Source organism: Variovorax xiamenensis (genome assembly GCF_050916385.1).
GTDB lineage: Bacteria > Pseudomonadota > Gammaproteobacteria > Burkholderiales > Burkholderiaceae_C > Variovorax.
The window spans coordinates 5,310,174-5,327,528 of sequence record NZ_CP139038.1 but is presented as its reverse complement, the minus strand read 5'-3'; the positions used below and the strand labels follow the sequence as shown (position 1 = coordinate 5,327,528).

Annotated in this window: 14 protein-coding genes and 1 pseudogene; 10 read left to right on the top strand and 5 right to left on the bottom strand. The window is 66.9% G+C overall.

Annotated features, from left to right (window positions below; all coding sequences use genetic code 11):
- The first annotated feature begins 171 nt into the window (after positions 1-171).
- From SFB74_RS24250 to SFB74_RS24215, 8 genes and pseudogenes are all read left to right on the top strand, one after another.
- Positions 172-939, top strand: coding sequence for a PASTA domain-containing protein (locus tag SFB74_RS24250; RefSeq protein ID WP_432726866.1), 768 nt, complete (start codon positions 172-174; stop codon positions 937-939).
- 9 nt (positions 940-948) lie between these two features.
- The gene (locus tag SFB74_RS24245; RefSeq protein ID WP_432726865.1) at positions 949-1,806 is read left to right on the top strand and encodes a lysozyme inhibitor LprI family protein; all 858 of its coding nucleotides are present in this window, start codon (positions 949-951) and stop codon (positions 1,804-1,806) included.
- Between the two features lie 39 nt (positions 1,807-1,845).
- Positions 1,846-2,139: pseudogene (locus SFB74_RS24240) on the top strand (DUF72 domain-containing protein); the annotation flags it as partial.
- Positions 2,140-2,178: 39 nt separating this feature from the next.
- On the top strand, positions 2,179-4,044 hold the full coding sequence (locus tag SFB74_RS24235) for a DUF1963 domain-containing protein (RefSeq protein WP_432726864.1): 1,866 nt from the start codon (positions 2,179-2,181) through the stop codon (positions 4,042-4,044).
- Between the two features lie 190 nt (positions 4,045-4,234).
- Positions 4,235-5,200: a glycosyltransferase family 2 protein gene (locus tag SFB74_RS24230; protein WP_432726863.1), complete on the top strand. Its 966-nt coding sequence runs from the start codon at positions 4,235-4,237 to the stop codon at positions 5,198-5,200.
- 10 nt (positions 5,201-5,210) lie between these two features.
- Positions 5,211-6,476, top strand: a complete 1,266-nt coding sequence (locus SFB74_RS24225; RefSeq protein WP_432726862.1) for a TCR/Tet family MFS transporter — start codon at positions 5,211-5,213, stop codon at positions 6,474-6,476.
- A gap of 311 nt (positions 6,477-6,787) precedes the next feature.
- Positions 6,788-7,174, top strand: a complete 387-nt coding sequence (locus tag SFB74_RS24220) for a tripartite tricarboxylate transporter TctB family protein (protein ID WP_432731987.1) — start codon at positions 6,788-6,790, stop codon at positions 7,172-7,174.
- Positions 7,175-7,190: 16 nt separating this feature from the next.
- Positions 7,191-8,720 (top strand): tripartite tricarboxylate transporter permease, encoded by a 1,530-nt coding sequence (locus SFB74_RS24215; protein ID WP_432726861.1) that lies wholly within the window; start codon positions 7,191-7,193, stop codon positions 8,718-8,720.
- Between the two features lie 117 nt (positions 8,721-8,837).
- On the opposite strand, the gene SFB74_RS24210 is transcribed toward SFB74_RS24215, so the two are convergent.
- Positions 8,838-9,743: an AraC family transcriptional regulator gene (locus SFB74_RS24210; RefSeq protein ID WP_432726860.1), complete on the bottom strand. Its 906-nt coding sequence runs from the start codon at positions 9,741-9,743 to the stop codon at positions 8,838-8,840.
- Between the two features lie 109 nt (positions 9,744-9,852).
- Between SFB74_RS24210 and SFB74_RS24205 the strand changes: the two genes are divergently transcribed.
- Together SFB74_RS24205 and SFB74_RS24200 are read left to right on the top strand one after the other, a co-directional pair.
- On the top strand, positions 9,853-10,602 hold the full coding sequence (locus SFB74_RS24205; RefSeq protein ID WP_432726859.1) for an SDR family oxidoreductase: 750 nt from the start codon (positions 9,853-9,855) through the stop codon (positions 10,600-10,602).
- 114 nt (positions 10,603-10,716) lie between these two features.
- The gene (locus SFB74_RS24200) at positions 10,717-12,849 is read left to right on the top strand and encodes a DNA/RNA non-specific endonuclease (protein WP_432726858.1); all 2,133 of its coding nucleotides are present in this window, start codon (positions 10,717-10,719) and stop codon (positions 12,847-12,849) included.
- A gap of 9 nt (positions 12,850-12,858) precedes the next feature.
- On the opposite strand, the gene SFB74_RS24195 is transcribed toward SFB74_RS24200, so the two are convergent.
- The 4 genes from SFB74_RS24195 to SFB74_RS24180 form a co-directional block, all read right to left on the bottom strand.
- A complete protein-coding gene (locus tag SFB74_RS24195) occupies positions 12,859-13,245 on the bottom strand; it encodes a hypothetical protein (RefSeq protein WP_432726857.1) in 387 nt (128 codons plus the stop codon).
- 123 nt (positions 13,246-13,368) lie between these two features.
- On the bottom strand, positions 13,369-14,721 hold the full coding sequence (locus SFB74_RS24190) for an MFS family transporter (protein WP_432726856.1): 1,353 nt from the start codon (positions 14,719-14,721) through the stop codon (positions 13,369-13,371).
- 169 nt (positions 14,722-14,890) lie between these two features.
- On the bottom strand, positions 14,891-15,913 hold the full coding sequence (locus SFB74_RS24185) for a UDP-glucuronic acid decarboxylase family protein (RefSeq protein ID WP_432726855.1): 1,023 nt from the start codon (positions 15,911-15,913) through the stop codon (positions 14,891-14,893).
- Between the two features lie 5 nt (positions 15,914-15,918).
- Entirely contained in the window at positions 15,919-17,304 is a 1,386-nt protein-coding gene (locus SFB74_RS24180; RefSeq protein WP_432726854.1) for a UDP-glucose dehydrogenase family protein, read from the bottom strand.
- Positions 17,305-17,355 lie beyond the last annotated feature (51 nt).

Sequence of the window (17,355 nt, the reverse complement as noted above, 5' to 3'; positions counted from 1 at the left end):
CCGTAGTGATAATTCCTGCCGATTCGAAATAGCAACGCCATCCAGCTCATTTTTTGCCATTTTTTCTGATCTCCCGCCATGCTCTTTCTCTCCCGTTCCTCTGTTTTTGCGGTATCGAATATCCTGCGCAGCGCTGGTTTCGCACTCGGCCTCGCACTGGTCTTGCCCGCAATGGCGCAGACCGCCGCGCCGTCGCCGCGCGTGCAATCCGACCTGAAGGACATCCGCATGAAGGCGATCGCCAGCCTGCCCAAGGCGGGCGGCAGCGCCAGTGAACGCGACGGCTGCCCGTGGCGCGTGATCCAGCCGAAATCGGCGGCGGCAAGGCTCGTGGCCGCGCAGGGTTGGGCCGTGATGGCCGACGTGCCTCTGGGCGCCTACCGCGCCATCAGCTTCGCCGGCCGGATGGAAGCCGGCACCAGCGGCACCTGCAACATCACCCAGGGCAACGTGGCCGTGTTCGACGGCGACAAGCTCGTCGCGCTGGCTTACGGCAAGTCGGCAGAAGACACGGCCATCGGCAACCTGACCGCGCTCGAAGGCGGCACGGTGCGCGTGTGGGACGGCGACATCGTCGGCTCCCCGGTGGGCGACCTGCGCGTGGAGGCCGACGGCACCGTGCGCCTGGGCAAGCTGGCCGACGAGGAGTCCGTCTGCAAGGGCCAGGCGAAGGTGCCGAACGTCTACGGCATGCCGATCGACAAGGCGCGCAAGGCGCTGGCCGATAAAGGCTGGAAGCCCGTGCGCATCAAGCCGGACGGCGAATCGCGGCAGGCGGGCTTCATCAAGCGCGGCATCGTCGAGGTCGAGTCCTGCGCCGGAACGGGCCTTGCCTACTGCAGCTTCAGCTACACCGGCCCGGCCGGAGCGCTGTCGCTCGTCACCGCCGGCGAGAAGGGCCTTCCGGACGTCGTCGGCTACGACGTCAAGTGCCGCTGATCGAGACAGATGAAATACGCCGCAATACACGCCGCCTGCATCGCCCTGCTCGTCGCCGGCGCAGGCTCCGCGCACGCGATCGACTGCAGGAAGGCCGGCAACCGCGTCGAGCACATGATCTGTGCCGACGCGAAGCTCAAGGCCGCCGACGCGGAGATGGGCAAGGCCTACGCCGCCGTCATGCAGCAGGCCGGCAACGACGCCGAGCTGCGCGCGATGCTGGGGCGCAGCCAGAAGCGCTGGATCGAAGCCCGCGACGTGCGCTTCGATACGCCGATGGATTACCCGGGAGCGCCCGACGCAGCGGCCTTGCCGCGCAGCCTCCTGCAGGAAATGCGCCGCCGCACCCGCATGCTGAGCGAACCCGGCAAGGCCGACCGTGCCGTGCCGCGCCTGCTCGAAACGGCGCAGGAGCAGCGCAAGTTCCTCGCGCAGTTCACGGGCGGGCCGTTCGCGGGCTTCACGACCTCGTGCGACTTCCTGCCCGGCGGCCAGCAGCTGAGCTACGGCTGCTTCAGCGACCGCAGCTACCAGCACCGCGACCGCGTCTGCACGCTCAAGGACGACTGGGCGAGCGGCGGCTACTACCAGACGCGCCTGGTCGGCAACGTCGTCCGGGGCCGGCTCGAAACCGTGGCGATATGCGGCGATGGTTCCGAAGGCGGCAGCCCGTGCCCAGAACCGGACGGCTCCGGCAGGCCGGGCGCGCGTTGGAACCTGCAGCCCGGCCGTGCCGCTTCGGCACCCACGGATGCGCCGAAGCTGGATGCCGAAGCCGAACTCGGCGCCGAAGACACCGGCTGGCTGCGCGCCTGCCTGACCGATGTTCGCTATCCGCAGGGCGCGAAGGCCGGCGCAGCACGCTGAAACCTGCCGCGGGCGCAGCGGCGTTCATGGCAATGCCTGCAGCTCTACGCCAGCGGATACGGCGACGCGGCGCTCGACCGCTGGGCGGCCCGCATCGAGGCATGGAGCCAGGGCCGGCAGGTGCGCGATGCGCGGCTGGCTTCGGATGTCGGCGCGCGGCGAGGCAGGCACGACGTCTACTGCTATTTCGACAACGACACCAAGGTGCGCGCGCCCTACGACGCGGCGCACCTGGCGATGCGCCTCGGTCTTCCGACGGGCTTCGAGCCCGGCGAGCAGGCCACGCGGAACGCCGCGTCGTCCGGGACGAAGAAAGCCGGCCGCGGCGGCTGATAGGCTCGCGTGCTCATTCCGGGCGGAGCCTTTCTCACGATGTCCAGCAACCAGTTCCAGATCGGCAAGTACGCGTTCGAATTCGCGCCGGACACGGAAGTCCTCTTCGAGGACGGCGGCATGTCCTTCAACCTGAAGGCGCGGCCCGTCGCCTTCGACAAGACGCTGCACGCGCCGCCCTTCGACCCCGAGGGCTCCGACAACCCGGCGCCCGGGCAGATCGCTCCTTCCTTCTGGTCTTCGACCTTCCACTTCCACGACAACCACGACGCGCCGCACCGGCGGGTGCGCTACCTGAAGAACCAGCCAACGCACGGCTTCTACATGTGGGAGAAAGGCTTCGCCTTCGGCACGCGCTTCTTCGGCGAGATCGACCTGCGGCCCGACCGCATCGAGATGCACGGCCTGCTGCGGCACGACTACGAGACGGACGAGCAAGGCGTCGCGGTGCATGTGGTGTGGAACTGCGCGCGGGGAGAAGTGCAGCTGCGCCCCTACACGTACAGCAGCTTCGAAGAGGCAATGGCCGCACCGCCCGAACGCGTGCGCCGCCTGCTCGTCAGCCCCTGGGACGCCCGCTGGCGCGACGAGCTGTTGCGCTTCACGCAGCTCGAGTTCCTGTCGCTGGAAGACCTGTGGACCGGCACACCCGAGACGGCCATCACCGCCTTGCCCGAATCCTTCTGCAAGCTGACGCGCCTGCGCGAGCTGTATCTGCGCACCCGCTATCTCGCCCGCCTTCCGGAAGACCTCGGGGCGCTCGAACAGCTGGAGGTGCTTTCGCTTCAGCACTGCCGCATCGAGGCATTGCCCGACAGCATCGGCCAACTCGCGAAGCTGCGCAGGCTGCTGCTCGACGGAAACCAGCTCACCACGCTGCCCGAGTCGGTGGGCAAGCTGCCGGCCCTCGAGCTGCTGAGCATCAACCGGAACCCGTTCGAGTCGCTGCCTGCCTCGCTGCAGAACATCGCGAAAGTCGATATCGAGAAGAAGAACGAAGCGCTGTTCCGCGACATCCGCTACCGCCCCGACGTGGAGGTGGCGGTCGACCGGGAAGCCTTCATGGCATGCAGCAGCCCGCGGCACGTGGCGCTGCTCGGCGATGCACTCGCGCGGCATGGACTCACGGACTACGAAGGGCCGCTGCGGCGCAACGCGCGCCAGGCGTTGCGCCTGTGCACCACGCAGTCCGAGGATTACGCGACCCCGGGCAGCACGCGAATCGGCGGCACGCCCGACCTGCCGCCCGGCATCGACTACCCCAGCACCGATGGAAGGCTCTGGCGCTTCTACGCGCAGATCGATCTCGCGGAGATCGCCGCGCTGCAGTCGTGGCTGCCGCGCACCGGCCGCCTCTACTTCTTCGGCGAAGGCCAGGAGGAGGGCGATGGCGTGCGCGTCCTGCATTCGGATGCACCCGCGTCCGCACTCCTGCCTCATGCATGGCCCGAGGACGGGGAGTTCTCCGACGGCTGTGGCGTGGGCGATGCGCACGAAGGCTTCAAGGTCCGCATCGACGCGACCGTTTCCCTGCCGAATCTCTACAACGCCGGTGGCGGGCGCCTGAGCGGCGAGGACTCCGCATTGCTCGCGATCGACAAGGACGACGGGCAGCAGGAGGCCTACTGGGCCCTCGAAGCCGAGTTCGGCGGCGACGGCGAGGGCAGGAACGGCGCGCACCTGATGAACGCCCACGTGTTCACGCAGCACGAGAACCCACAGGAGCAGGCCTCGCGCGATAAAGGCGGGCTGCCCGAGGAGTGGGTGAACCTGCTGACGTTGCGATCCGACAGCAAGCCGGGCTTCTGCTTCTGGGATGCCGGCACCATCACCTTCAGCATCCACGAGAAGGACCTGGCCATCGGCGATTTCTCGCGCGTGCACTGGAGCCTGGAAAGCAGCTGAGGCTGTTGCGTTGCCGGGGTTTCGCGTCCGCTTCGATGCGGACTAGAACTTTCGCAGTCCCGCTCGCGTTGTTCTTTCGCAATACCCGCATTCCGGTGTGTCCGATGGCGGATCGGCACGCGTTTCGATACCTAGAATCGCGCCGGTTCGGGCCCATGCCCCAGCCCTCTACCACCCCGGAGAAGCCGCGATGTCCTTTTCGTTCGGTGCCGTCGTCGTCACGTACTTCCCCACCGACGGGCAACTGACGAATCTCCATTCGCTCGCGCACTCATGCCAGCGTCTTTGCGTGGTCGACAACACGCCGGAGGCGGGCGACTGGCACGGCGCGCTGGTCGAAGCGGGCATCACCGTGCTGCACAACGGCAATCGCGGCGGCATCGCCGGTGCCTTCAACCGCGGCATCGCGAAGCTCGAAGAGCAGGGCGCTGAACTGTTCTTCCTGCTCGACCAGGATTCGGTGCTGCCGAGCGGCTACTTCGATGCCATGTGCCAGGCCGCGGCGACGGCGCAGGAAACGGGGCGCAGCGAAGGCCGGGAAGACGCGGCCTTCCTCATAGGCCCGCTGGTCCACGACACCAACCTCGATGCGCTGATTCCGCAGTTCGGCCTGCAGGGCAAGCGCGTCTACCAGTTCGACCTGAGCAAGCCCTTCACCGAGCCGCTGGTCCGTTGCGCCTTCATGATCTCTTCGGGCTCGCTGATCTCGCGCGGCGCCTGGGCCAGGGTCGGCCGCTTCGACGAGCGCTACGTGATCGACCACGTCGATACCGACTACTGCATGCGCGCCCTGCGCAGCGAGGTGCCGCTCTATCTCAATCCGCAGGTGGTGCTGCGCCACCAGATCGGCGACATCGAGGCCAGGTCGCTGTTCGGCTGGAAGATCCATTTCATCAACTACCCGGCCGTGCGGCGCTACTACATCTCGCGCAACGCGCTCGACCTCTCGCTGGCGCACATGCGTGCCTTTCCGGCGATCCTGTTCATCAATGTCTACACGCTCAAGCAGATCCTGCCCATGCTGATGTTCGAGCGCGACAGGCTCAGGAAGAGCATCGCGCTGCTGGTCGGCTGCCTCGACGGACTGCTCGGCCGGCTCGGCGGCATCCGCGAGGCGCGCCCGCGCGTGGGCAAGTACCTGAGCCGCAGCGGTTGAGGAGCGGGCGATGACCTCGACCCTGCAGGCACCGCGCGTGCGCCGCGCCGCGCTCGTCTTCATCTTCGTGACGGTGCTGATCGACTTCCTGGCGTTCGGGCTGATCCTTCCCGGCCTGCCGCATCTGGTGGAGCGCCTCGCAGGCGGCAGCACCGCCACCGCGGCGTACTGGATCGCGGTGTTCGGCACGGCGTTCGCGGCGATCCAGTTCGTCTGCTCGCCGGTGCTGGGCGCGCTGTCCGATCGCTTCGGGCGGCGGCCGGTGATCCTGCTGTCGTGCCTGGGCCTGGCGGTCGACTTCGTGTTCATGGCCCTGGCCGACAGCCTGCCGTGGCTCTTCATCGGCCGCGTGGTGTCGGGCGTGTTCTCGGCCAGCCTCACCACCGCCAATGCCTACATCGCCGACGTGACGTCGCCGGAAGAACGGGCGAAGAGCTACGGCATCGTGGGCGCGGCCTTCGGCGTGGGGCTGGTGATCGGGCCGGTGCTCGGCGGCCAGTTGAGCCACATCGACGCCCGCCTGCCGTTCTGGTTCGCGGCCAGCCTGACGATGCTCAACTTCTGCTACGGCTTGTTCGTGCTGCCGGAATCGCTTCCGCCCGAGGGACGCAGCAGGAAGCTCGACTGGTCGCATGCCAACCCCATCGGCTCGCTGGTGTTGCTGAAGCGCTATCCACAGGTGTTCGGCCTGGCGGCGGTGATCTTCCTGATCAACCTTGCGCAGTACGTCTACCCCAGCGTCTTCGTGCTGTTCGCCGACCACCAGTTCCAGTGGAAGGAAGACACCGTGGGCTGGGTGCTCGGGCTGGTGGGCGTGCTCAGCGTGCTGGTCAACGTGTTGCTGATCGGGCCGGGCGTGAAGCGCTTCGGCGAGCGTCTCGCGCTGCTGTTCGGGCTGGGTTGCGGCGTGCTCGGCTTCGTCATCTACGGCGTGGCCGATGCCGCGTGGGTCTTCATGCTCGCGTTGCCCTTCGGCACCCTGCTGACCTGTGCCGGGCCGGCCGCGCAGGCACTGGTCACCCGGCAGGTCGATGCGGCGGAGCAGGGGCGCATCCAGGGTGCGCTGACGAGCCTGGTGTCGGTGGCGGGCATCGTCGGGCCCGCGATGTTCGCCGGCAGCTTCGGCTACTTCATCGGCACCGATGCGCCGGCGCGCCTGCCTGGTGCGCCGTTCTTCATCGCCGCACTGTTCCTGGGCATCGGTGCGCTGGTGGCCTGGCGCTGCACGCGGCCGGCGGTGGCGGTCGCGAGGGAAGCGGTGGTCGAGCCGACCTGACGCGGCCGGGGACCACGCCGCCCTCGGCGGTATCGGCGTTGTCGGTGAATCAGGGAAAACGATGGATCGGCATGGTCCGGGCCGCTGCGGCCGCGCCTGCTGTGCGATCTCGGGGTACTCGCCGGACCGTTCGTACGTAATTCCCCTTACGGCTGCGTCAGATTGCAATCAGTTTGACGCCAGAGCATGCAGGGGTCCGGCTTTCCGCCCGGATGGAGACGATCAGCGCCGGTTTGCCGGTGCCGGTGATTTCGAAACCCATCGCACAAGAAGAGATGAAAAACAGAACCCTTGTCAGAGGCTTGTTCCTCATGGCGATAGCGCTGGCCTTCGGCCTGACCTCGCTTCGCTACCCCATCGGAGACTTGAGCCGCGCCGGCCCCGGTTTGTTCCCCGCCATGATCAGCGCCATGCTGCTGGTGATCGCGGTGTCCACCGTGATCCGGTCGTTCTTCGTGGAGCGCGTGGCGCTGGAGTTCAACTTCAGGAACATCGCGCTGATCCTCGGCAGCCTCTGCGGCCTGGCCGTGATCTCCATGTACGTGAACATGATCGCCGGGATCATCTTCATGGTCTTCTGCTCGGGCTTCGCCGCGTCATCCTATTCGGTGGTGCGCAACGTGAAGATCTCCGCCGGGTTGGTCCTCATGGCGCTGGCCCTGCAGAAGCTGCTCGGCCTGAACCTGCCGCTGTATTGAGGAAGGACCGAGCATCATGGAAGTTCTCAACAACCTCGCGTTCGGGTTCTCGCATGCCCTGACCATGCAGAACCTGCTGTTCTGCGCCATCGGCTGCACGGTGGGCACGCTCGTCGGCCTGCTGCCCGGCCTCGGCCCGCTGGCGACCATCAGCCTGCTGCTGCCGCTGACCTACTCGATTCCCACCACCGGCGCGCTCATCATGCTGGCCGGCATCTACTACGGCGCGCAGTACGGCGACAGCGTCAGCGCCATCACGATGAAGATCCCGCATGCCAGCAGCATCGTGGCCTGCATCGACGGCTATGCGATGACGCTCAAGGGCCAGACGGGCCTGGCGCTCTTCACCGCGGGCTTCTCCAGCTTCATCGGCGGCACGGTCGCGATCCTGGTGCTGTCGTTCCTGGCGCCCGTGCTCGGCGAAGTCGCCTTCCTGTTCGGCCCCGCCGACTATGTGGCGATGATGCTCGTGGGCTTCGTGTGCGTGAGCTTCGTGACCACCGGCAGCCTGCTCAACGGCCTGGCGATGTGCATGATCGGCGTGCTGCTCGGCACCATCGGCACCGACGTGAACAGCGGCATGCAGCGCTTCACGCTCGACCTGCCGTTCCTGGTCGACGGCGTGGGCATCGTGAGCATCGCGCTGGGCTGCTTCGGCATTGCCGAGATCACCAAGAACCTCGACTCGCGCGAGGAGCGCTCGCCCTTCAACGGCAAGATCAACCTGATCCCGACCTGGGCCGAGTTCAAGCGCATCATTCCCAGCGCACTGCGCGGCAGCGCGATCGGCTCCTTCCTGGGCATCCTGCCCGGCGGCGGCCCGACCATCGCCCAGTTCGCGGCCTACGCGATCGACAAGAAGGTCAGCAAGTACAAGCACGAGATCGGCACGGGCTGCATCGAAGGCGTGGCCGGCCAGGCCGCTGCCGACGAGGCCGCCGCGCGCACCAGCTTCATTCCGCTGATGAGCATCGGCATTCCCGAGAACGCGGTGATGGCGCTGATGCTGGCCGCCTTCATCATCAAGGGCATCCAGCCCGGCCCGAACATGATCGGCAGCCACCCCGAGCTCTTCTGGGGCCTGGTGGCCAGCATGTGGATCGGCAACGTGTTCCTGCTCGTGCTGAACGTGCCACTGGTGCGCTACTGGCTGTCGGTGTTCAAGATCCCGTACGCGGTGCTGTTCCCGTCGATTTTGTTCTTCTGCTGCATCGGCACCTACAGCGTGAACAACAGCCTGGAAGACATCTTCATCACCGCCGCCTTCGGCTTCATGGGCTACATGTTCATGCGGCTCGAACTCGACGCGGCGCCGCTGATGCTGGGCTTCATCCTCGGCCCGATGCTGGAGGAGAACTTCCGCCGCGCGATGCTGCTGAGCCGCGGCAGCTTCGGCATCTTCGCCACCCGCCCGATCAGCGCCACGCTGCTGAGCCTGGTCGGCGTGTTCATCGTGTGGCAGGTGACTTCGTTCCTGATCAAGGTGCGCAAGAGCAAGGGGGCCGCGCTGCCGCCGGCCGTGGGCGCGCTGGAGCCTCAGGAATAAGCAGGCAGGCTGCCTCTCCCGATCAGGTAGAGACCATGTTCGCCGCGTTGCCCGATCCGGGTGACGCGGCGAACTGCTTTCCGGCCTGCTTTCGGGCGGTAGCGTTCGCGCGCAGCGTCAATGCATGCGCGCGAACTTCCCCGGCGGCTGTCCCACGTGCCGGCTGAACGCGGTGCTGAACGTGCTGGCCGATCCGTAGCCCACCCGTTCGGCCACTTCCGCGATCGCAAGCTCGTCGCGGCGCAGAAGCTCCTTGGCCACGGCCATCCGCCATGAAAGCAGGTACTCCATCGGAGGCATGCCGACGGCGCGGTTGAAGCGATCGAAGAATGCCGAGCGCGACAGCGCGCTCTTGCGCGCCAGCTGCTCCACCGTCCAGCCGCGCGCGGGATCGCCGTGCATGTGGCGGAAGGCGGCGGCGAGCCGCTTGTCCGCGAGGCCGCGCAGGAGCCCGGGCGAGGCCTGTTCGCCCGAGGTGGTGCGCAGGGCCTCCACCAGCAGCACTTCCACGAGACGCGTGAGCACCAGCTCGCGGCCCGGCCGACGGTCCAGCGATTCGTCGCGCACCAGCTGCGTCAGCAGCGGCAGCTTCTGCGAACCCCGCACATGCAGCACAGCGGGAAGCAGCGACACCAGCATGGCCGAGTCGGGTGAGTCGAACTCGAAGTAGCCACCCAGCATCCGCACGTCGGGCCGGCCGCCGCGCGTGCCGTGTCGGATTTCGCTGCCGCTCGTGTCCGTGGCCGCCTCGAGCGCGTCGACGGGCGTCGGCGTGCCCGGTTCAAGACTCGTCATCGTGAAGCCGGGCGTGGTGGGCAGCAGGACGAAGTCGCCCGCGGTGAGGGTCAGCGTTTCCTGTCCATCGACGGACAGCAGGCAGCTGCCTTCGAGCAGTGCGCAGAAGCTCGGCCGGCCGAACTGCGTGTAGCGAACGCCCCAGCGCCCGGCGCCGCTGATCACCTTGGAGAACACCGCCCTGGGCTTGAGCAGCGAGATCACCTGCGAGAGCGGATCGATGGCCATGGCTGGACTTTCGCAAACGAATGATGGACTGATGATTGTAGATAGTCCGGTTGATCGAGCCTATCGTACGGGCTCCTTCCAACCACGCACTCACACACAGAGGACCACCATGAAGACTGTTCTGATCACCGGCTGCTCGTCCGGCTACGGCCTTGCCACCGCGCGTCACTTCCATGCCCAGGGCTGGAACGTGATCGCAACCATGCGCACGCCGCGAGACAAGCTGCTCGAAGAATCCCCGCGCATGCGCGTGCTGGAGCTCGACGTGACCCGGCTCGGGAGCATCGCCGCCGCGCTCGAGGCGGCCGGCCCCATCGACGTGCTGGTCAACAACGCCGGTATCGGACTGTTCGGCGCCTTCGAGGCAACGCCGATGGCGACGACGCGCGAACTCTTCGAGACCAACACCTTCGGCGTGATGGCCATGACGCAGGCCGTGCTGCCCGCGTTCCGCGAGCGCCGCGGGGGCGTGATCGTCAACGTGACTTCGAGCGCGACCCTTGCGCCCATGCCGCTGGTTGCGGTCTACACCGCCAGCAAGATGGCAATCGAGGGCTTCACGGCCTCGCTGGCGCACGAGCTGGCTGCGTTTGATGTCGCCGTGAAGCTGGTCGAGCCGGGCTACGCGCCCACGACGCGATTCACCGAGAACGGCGGCGAGCGCATGCAGGGCCTGATCACGCAGCAGTATGCGCCCCTTGCGCAATCGATCTTCGGCCTGCTGTCGCAGACCACGCAGGTGACGAAGGAGTCCGACGTGGCCGAGGCCGTCTGGCGTGCGGCCAACGACACGACCGGGCAACTGCGCTTTCCCGCCGGTGCGGACGCGGTCGCGCTGGCGCAGCAGGCGGCCCGCTGAAGAGGCCGGCCGCCGTGGCCGGTCTGTCATCCGTTTGACGCCTTCCGCCGGTTCAATGGCCCGCAGCCGCGCGCTTCACCCGGAGCGCGCGCCTTCATCGCAAGGGGGACCGCCGTGAACGAAGATGCGATCGACGCCTTCAAGGCCAGCCTGGAAAGCACCGCCGCGGAGCGCGAACAGGTGAGGAAGCTGGTGGCCGAAGGCCGCTGGCGCGATGCCGAGCCCGACATCGACCGCTCGCGCGCCTATGCCGCGAGGCACCGCACGCTCATGGCGCGCGGCGGCGCGGAATCCATCACCGGCGACACCGAGGATTTCCAGCGCGCCAGTTTCCTGTCGCAGGGCGCAATCACCGCCCGGGCCGTGGGCTATGTCGAGGTCAACTACGGCACCAAGGCGGAGGTCGGCACGGGCTTCATGGTCAGCCCCGGTCTCTTCATCACCAACCGCCATGTCATCGAGGACGAGGTCGCGGCGCGCGGCGCTCAGGTGACCTTCTTCCGCGAGCTCGACGAGCGCGGCGTGCCCCGGCCCACCACGACCTTCCTGCTAGACCCCGACCGCTTCGCGCTGTTCTCTCCAGACGACCAGCTCGACTACGCCCTCGTCGCGCTGGGCCGCAGGCAGTCGGGGCAGGCCGAGGCAACCGATCTGGGCTTCTGCGCGCTCTCCGACCAGCCCGACAAGCACGTGCTCGGAATGAACACGAACATCATCCAGCACCCCTCCGGCTGGCCCAAGATGATCTCGGTGCGCAACAACATCCTCACGGCGCGCACCGACCGCACCTTGCTGTACGAGACCGACACGGAGCAGGGCTCCTCGGGTTCGCCGGTGTTCAACGACGACTGGCAGCTGGTCGCCCTCCATCACTGGGGCGAACCCTTCATCGATCGCAATGCCCTCGGCGACAAGGTGCCGCAGAACGTGAACGAGGGCGTGCGCATCAGCGCCATCTACAGAGACCTCTCAAGCCGCATGAGCGGGCTGCCGGCCGAATGGCAGGCCCTGCTGCGCCAGGCGCTCGCGGCAGCGGGCAGCGCCCCGGCCACGGGCAGCGACCGCAGGCTTTCGCCGCCCCGGCCTTCGGCGCAGGAGGCCAGGAGCATCGAGATCACGAACCCAACCACGGAGCAACAGACCATGGCCACCTCGAGCAGCGCATCGCCTTCCAACTCCATCCGCCTGACCGTGCCCATCGAGCTGACCATCAGCATCGGGCAGGCGGTGCAGGCGCAGCCGGTGGTCGTCGTCGCGCAGCCTTCAGCGCTTGCCGGCGATGCAGCCGCCCAGCCGAAGGTGCTGGCCCGTGGCGCCGAGGCCGTGCAGGTGGACCAGGACTACGCCAATCGCAACGGCTACGACTCGGGCTTCATTCCCGGACTGGAACTGCCGCTTCCGGAGCCCTCCGCCACGCTGGCGCGGCAGGTCGCCCCTCTGCGCGCCGAAGAGCCCGATGCAGCCGGCGGCGAGCTGAAGTACGAGCACTTCAGCCTGAAGCTCAACAAGTCGAAGCGCATCGCCGTCTTCACCGCGACCAACATCGATGGCGAAACCTACCTGGAGGTCGACCGCAAGACCGGCCAGCCCAATGCCTCGGAAGGCGAGGTGTGGTTCAAGGATCCGCGCGTCAGCGCGAGCTTCGTGCTCGACCAGACTTTCTATTCGGCGTGGTCTACCTACTTCGATCGCGGCCACCTGACGCGGCGCACTGACCCGACATGGGGCTCCGCCGAGGATGCCGCGCGCGCCAATGCAGACACCTTCCATTTCACCAACTGCTCGCCACAGCATTTCAGGTTCAACCAGAGTGCGCGGTACTGGCAGGGGCTGGAGCGCTACGTGCTCGAGAACGGCACGCTCGCGGGCGACGTGCGGCGCAGGCTGGCCGTCTTCCAGGGGCCGATCTTCGACGACAAGATCGACCTCTGGGCCGACGACGTGCAGATCCCCTCGTCGTTCTTCAAGGTCGTGGTCTGGAAGGGGCAGGCCGGTCCCAGGGCCGTGGGGCTGGTGGCGGACCAGTCGAAGCTTCTTTCTGAGCCCCGGCGCAGCCTCGGCACGCCGCAGGCACTCGCCTCGGTGGACGTGAACCAGTGGCGCGTGCCCATCGCGAAGATCGAGGCGCAGACCGGGCTCGACTTCGGCGAGCTGATCCGCTCGGCCGACACCATCGCCAGCGCGGGCCAGCCGCGCGTGGGCGAAGGGCTGGTGCTCGTCACGAGCTTCGAGAGCATCCAGCTCTGACGGCCGGTTTCAGCCCGCCGCGGCAGCAGTGGTAGCGGCGGTCAGCTGCGCATCGGGCTCGCATTGCAACGCGGTGTCGGTGCTCGGGATGGGAGTCGTGAGGATCTGGGCCAGCCAGTGATCGAGCGTGTCGCCCGGCGGCGGCGCCGGACGATGCTCGCGAGGGAGTTCCGGGGCGCTGGGGGTGCTGCGGGTGATGGGCCCCACCTCGTCGGGAAACCATCTGAAGATGCTGACCTGGCTCTTGTAGCCGTCACCCGAGCGCACGAAGAGAAACCCCTGCTGTGCGTTGCCCTCCGCATCGACCGGAACACCGGCGGCCCGCAGGGCCGTGACCCTCGCGCCGGTGTCCATGTCGCACGGCAGCTTCAAGGTGATGGTTGCGTTGTGGACCATTCGTCTCGCCATGTTCGTACCCTCATGCTTTCTTGCGGCTCGCTGACTCGAAAAGCTTTCCCAGGGGCCCGCGTTTTTTTGCAAGGGAGGCGCGGGCCTCCCGGAATGTCATGGCCGTGCCGATTACTTGTCGTGATGCAGGTAGGTCGCCTGCTTCGGCAGCAGCAGGCTCACGGTGAACGCCACGACCATCATTGCCGTCACGTACCAGTAGAAGTACGACTCGTGCCCGATCGACTTCAGGCCCAGCGCCACGTACTCGGCGCTGCCGCCGAAGATGGCGTTGCCCACGGCGTAGGAAAGGCCCACGCCCAGTGCGCGGATCTCGGGCGGGAACATCTCGGCCTTCACGATGCCGCTGATTGATGTGTAGAAGCTCACCACCGCCAGCGCCAGGGTGATCAGTGCGCCGGCCACGAGCGGGCTGCTCACGTTCTGCAGGTTGCTCAGCACCGGCACCGTCATCAGCGCGCCCAGCGCGCCGAACAGCAGCATGTTGCTGCGGCGGCCGATGCGGTCCGACAGCGCGCCGAACAGCGGCTGCATGCACATGTAGATGAACAGGCAGGCCGTCATCACGTTGCTGGCGGTCTTGATCGACATGCCGGCCGAGTTCACCAGGTACTTCTGCATGTACGTGGTGAAGGTGTAGAAGATCAGCGAGCCGCCGGCCGTGTAGCCCAGCACCACGAAGAAGGCGCGCTTGTGGTTGGTGAAGAGCTCTCGCATCGTGCCCGCGCCCTTGGCCTCGCGGGTCTTGTTGCTGGCGGTCTCGGTCAGCGTGCGGCGCAGCATCAGCGCGACGACTGCTGCCACGGCACCCAGCACGAAGGGAATGCGCCAGCCCCAGGCCTTGAGCTCGGCCTCGTCGAGCACCTGCTGCAGCACCACCACGACCACCACCGCGAGCAGCTGGCCGCCGATCAGCGTGACGTACTGGAACGACGAGAAGAAACCGCGCTGGCCGCGCATGGCCACTTCGCTCATGTACGTGGCGGTGGTGCCGTATTCACCACCCACCGACAGGCCCTGCAGCAGCCGCGCGAGCAGCAGCAGCGCCGGAGCGGCCGCGCCGATCTGCGCGTAGGTCGGCAGGCAGGCGATGACCAGCGAGCCCACGCACATCATGACCACCGAGGTCACCATCGAGGTCTTGCGGCCCTTGCGGTCCGCGATGCGGCCGAACAGCCAGCCGCCGATCGGGCGCATCAGGAAGCCGGCCGCGAACACGCCGGCCGTGTTCAGCAGCTGGACGGTGGGGTCGGACTTGGGGAAGAAGGCCGGCGCGAAATAGATGGCGCAGAAGGCGTAGACGTAGAAGTCGAACCATTCCACCAGGTTGCCGGAAGAGGCCGCGAAGATGGCGAAGATGCGCTTGCGCTTTTCCTCGAAGGTATAGGGCGTGTTGTTGTTGGCGGAGGCGGGTGCCGCGTCGGGGCTGGATGCGCCGGCGGCCGCGCTTGCGATGGCGGTCATGAAGGGGTCCTTGTCTCTGGCTGCGGCCCGCGGCGTAAGAAAAAAAGGCACGCGGGGGCCGTTGCGGCGAGTCTGTCCGGCCGGTGCGGCGCTGTCGTCCGTAACCGGCCGTTAGCCGTCTACGTATCGGTACGCAAGGGTAAATACCTAGAAGCCCGATGCGGGCTGCTCATGACACCGGATCGTGCATGACTGCCGAGCGGGGCGGCAGGGGCTTGCCATCCGACAGTTGCCCCCGGAAGTGCTCGATAGTCCTGCGCAGGCCTTCCTCGAGTTGCACGCCCGGCTGCCAGCCGAAGATGCGCCTGGCGGCGCGCACGTCGGGGCGGCGCTGCATCGGATCGTCGGACGGCAACGGCGCAAAGACCAGCTTCGACGATGATCCTGTGAGTTCGATGACCAATTGCGCAAGATCCCGCACGCTGACCTCCGCCGGGTTGCCGATGTTCACCGGCCCAGGTTCACCTGATTCCGTCTCCATGAGCCTGTCAAGGCCTTCGACAAGATCGTCGACGAAACAGAAGCTGCGCGTCTGCAAGCCTTCACCATAGACGGTGATCGGTTCGCCACGCAGCGCCTGCACGATGAAGTTCGGTACGACGCGCCCGTCTTCGGGGTGCATGCGTGGGCCATAGGTATTGAATATCCGCGCGACACGGATATTCACGCGGTGCTGCCGGTGGTAGTCGAAGAACAGGGTCTCGGCGCAGCGCTTTCCTTCGTCGTAGCAGCCGCGGATGCCGATCGGGTTCACCCGGCCACAGTAGCTCTCGGGCTGGGGGTGGACGTCGGGGTCTCCATACACCTCGCTGGTGGATGCCTGCAGGATGCGCGCGCCAAGGCGTTTCGCGAGTCCCAGCATGTTGAGCGCCCCGATGACGATGGTTTTTGTGGTTTGGATCGGGTCGTGCTGGTAGTGCACCGGGGAGGCCGGGCTGGCGAGGTTGTAGATCCGGTCGACCTCGACATGCAATGGCTGGATCACGTCGTGGTGCATCAGCTCGAAGCGCGGATTTGGGAGCAGGTGCTCCACGTTGCGGCGTATGCCGGTGGAGAAATTGTCCGCGCACAACACCTGGTGGCCCTGGGCGAGAAGCCGCTCGCAAAGATGGCTGCCCAGGAAGCCCGCGCCTCCCGTCACCAGGATGCGGTGCCGCGCATTGCGGACGGGCGCGAGGGGCTCTTCAAGCATTTTCTTCAGCGACCGATGGCGTGGTAGTCGAAACCCTGGGAGCGGATCTCGGGATCGTAGAGGTTGCGGCCATCGAAGATCGACGGCTGCCTGAGCAGTGTCTTCAGCGCTCCGAAGTCCGGGCTCTTGAACGCTTTCCAGTCCGTGAGCACCACCAGGGCATCCGCACCGTCTGCGGCCTGCATGGCGCTATCGGCATAACTCAGCTGATGCACCAGCCCCGGCATGTCGCGCAGATCGTCCGCGAGCGTCTTGCGTGCCTCGGCGATGGCCGCCGGATCGTGCGCAACCACTGCCGCCCCACGCAGCAGCAGCGCCTTGATGACAGGGCGGCTCGGCGCTTCGCGCATGTCGTCGGTGCCGGGCTTGAATGCCAACCCCCAGATGCCGAACCGGCGGCCGCGAAGATCCTCGCCGAAGCGGCGCACGATCTTTTCGACCAGTACCAGCTTCTGCGCATCGTTTGCCGCCCGTACCGCTTCCAGCACCTGCAGGCGCTGGCCGTGGGCGGCGGCCGTGTGCACCAGCGCCTGGACGTCCTTGGGAAAGCAGCTGCCGCCATAGCCCAGGCCGGCATAGAGGAAGCTGTGGCCTATGCGCGGATCGGAGCCCACGCCTCGACGCACCTGCTCGATGTCCACGCCCACTTTCTCCGCAAGGTTCGCAAGCTCGTTCATGAAGCTGATGCGGGTGGCGAGCATCGCGTTGGCGGCGTACTTCGTGAACTCGGCCGAAGCCACGTCCATGTGGATCGTCCGGTCGCGCTGCCGGTTGAAGGGCGCGTAGAGCCGGGCCATGACCTCGCGAGCCCACCGACCCGCCTCGCCCGGCTCGCAGCCGAGCACGATGCGATCGGGGCGCATGAAGTCGGCCACCGCCGCGCCCTGCTTCAGGAACTCGGGGTTCGAGACGATGGCGACGGAAAGCTCCTCCGGGCCGCTGCCTGCCACTTCGCCACCGCTTGCCCGCCGCTGCGAGAGTTCCTGCTCGATGGCTGCACGCAGCTTGCCGGCGGTTCCCACCGGCACCGTGGACTTCACCGCAATCACTTTCGGGCCCCGCATGTGCAGTCCTATGCTGCGTCCCGCCGCCATGACCTGTTGCAGGTCGGCACGGCCATCCTCGCCGGACGGCGTGCCCGCCGCGATGAAGATCACGTCGCCATGGTGCACCGCGCACGCAACGTCGCTCGTGAAGCCGAGCCGGCCGCAGGACATGTTGCGCTCCACGAGCTGCTGCAACCCTTCTTCGTGGATCGGGATGCAGCCCGAGGAGAGCAGCTTCATCCTGCTCTCGTCGATGTCGAAGCAGAGGACTTCGTTGCCGGTCTCCGCAAGGCAACTGGCAGTGGTCAGGCCAACATAGCCGGCGCCGAAGACTGAGATTTTCATGAAAGGGGAGGTGTCGCTCGACGGCAGACCTTGCAGGAGACGGCGGGAGGA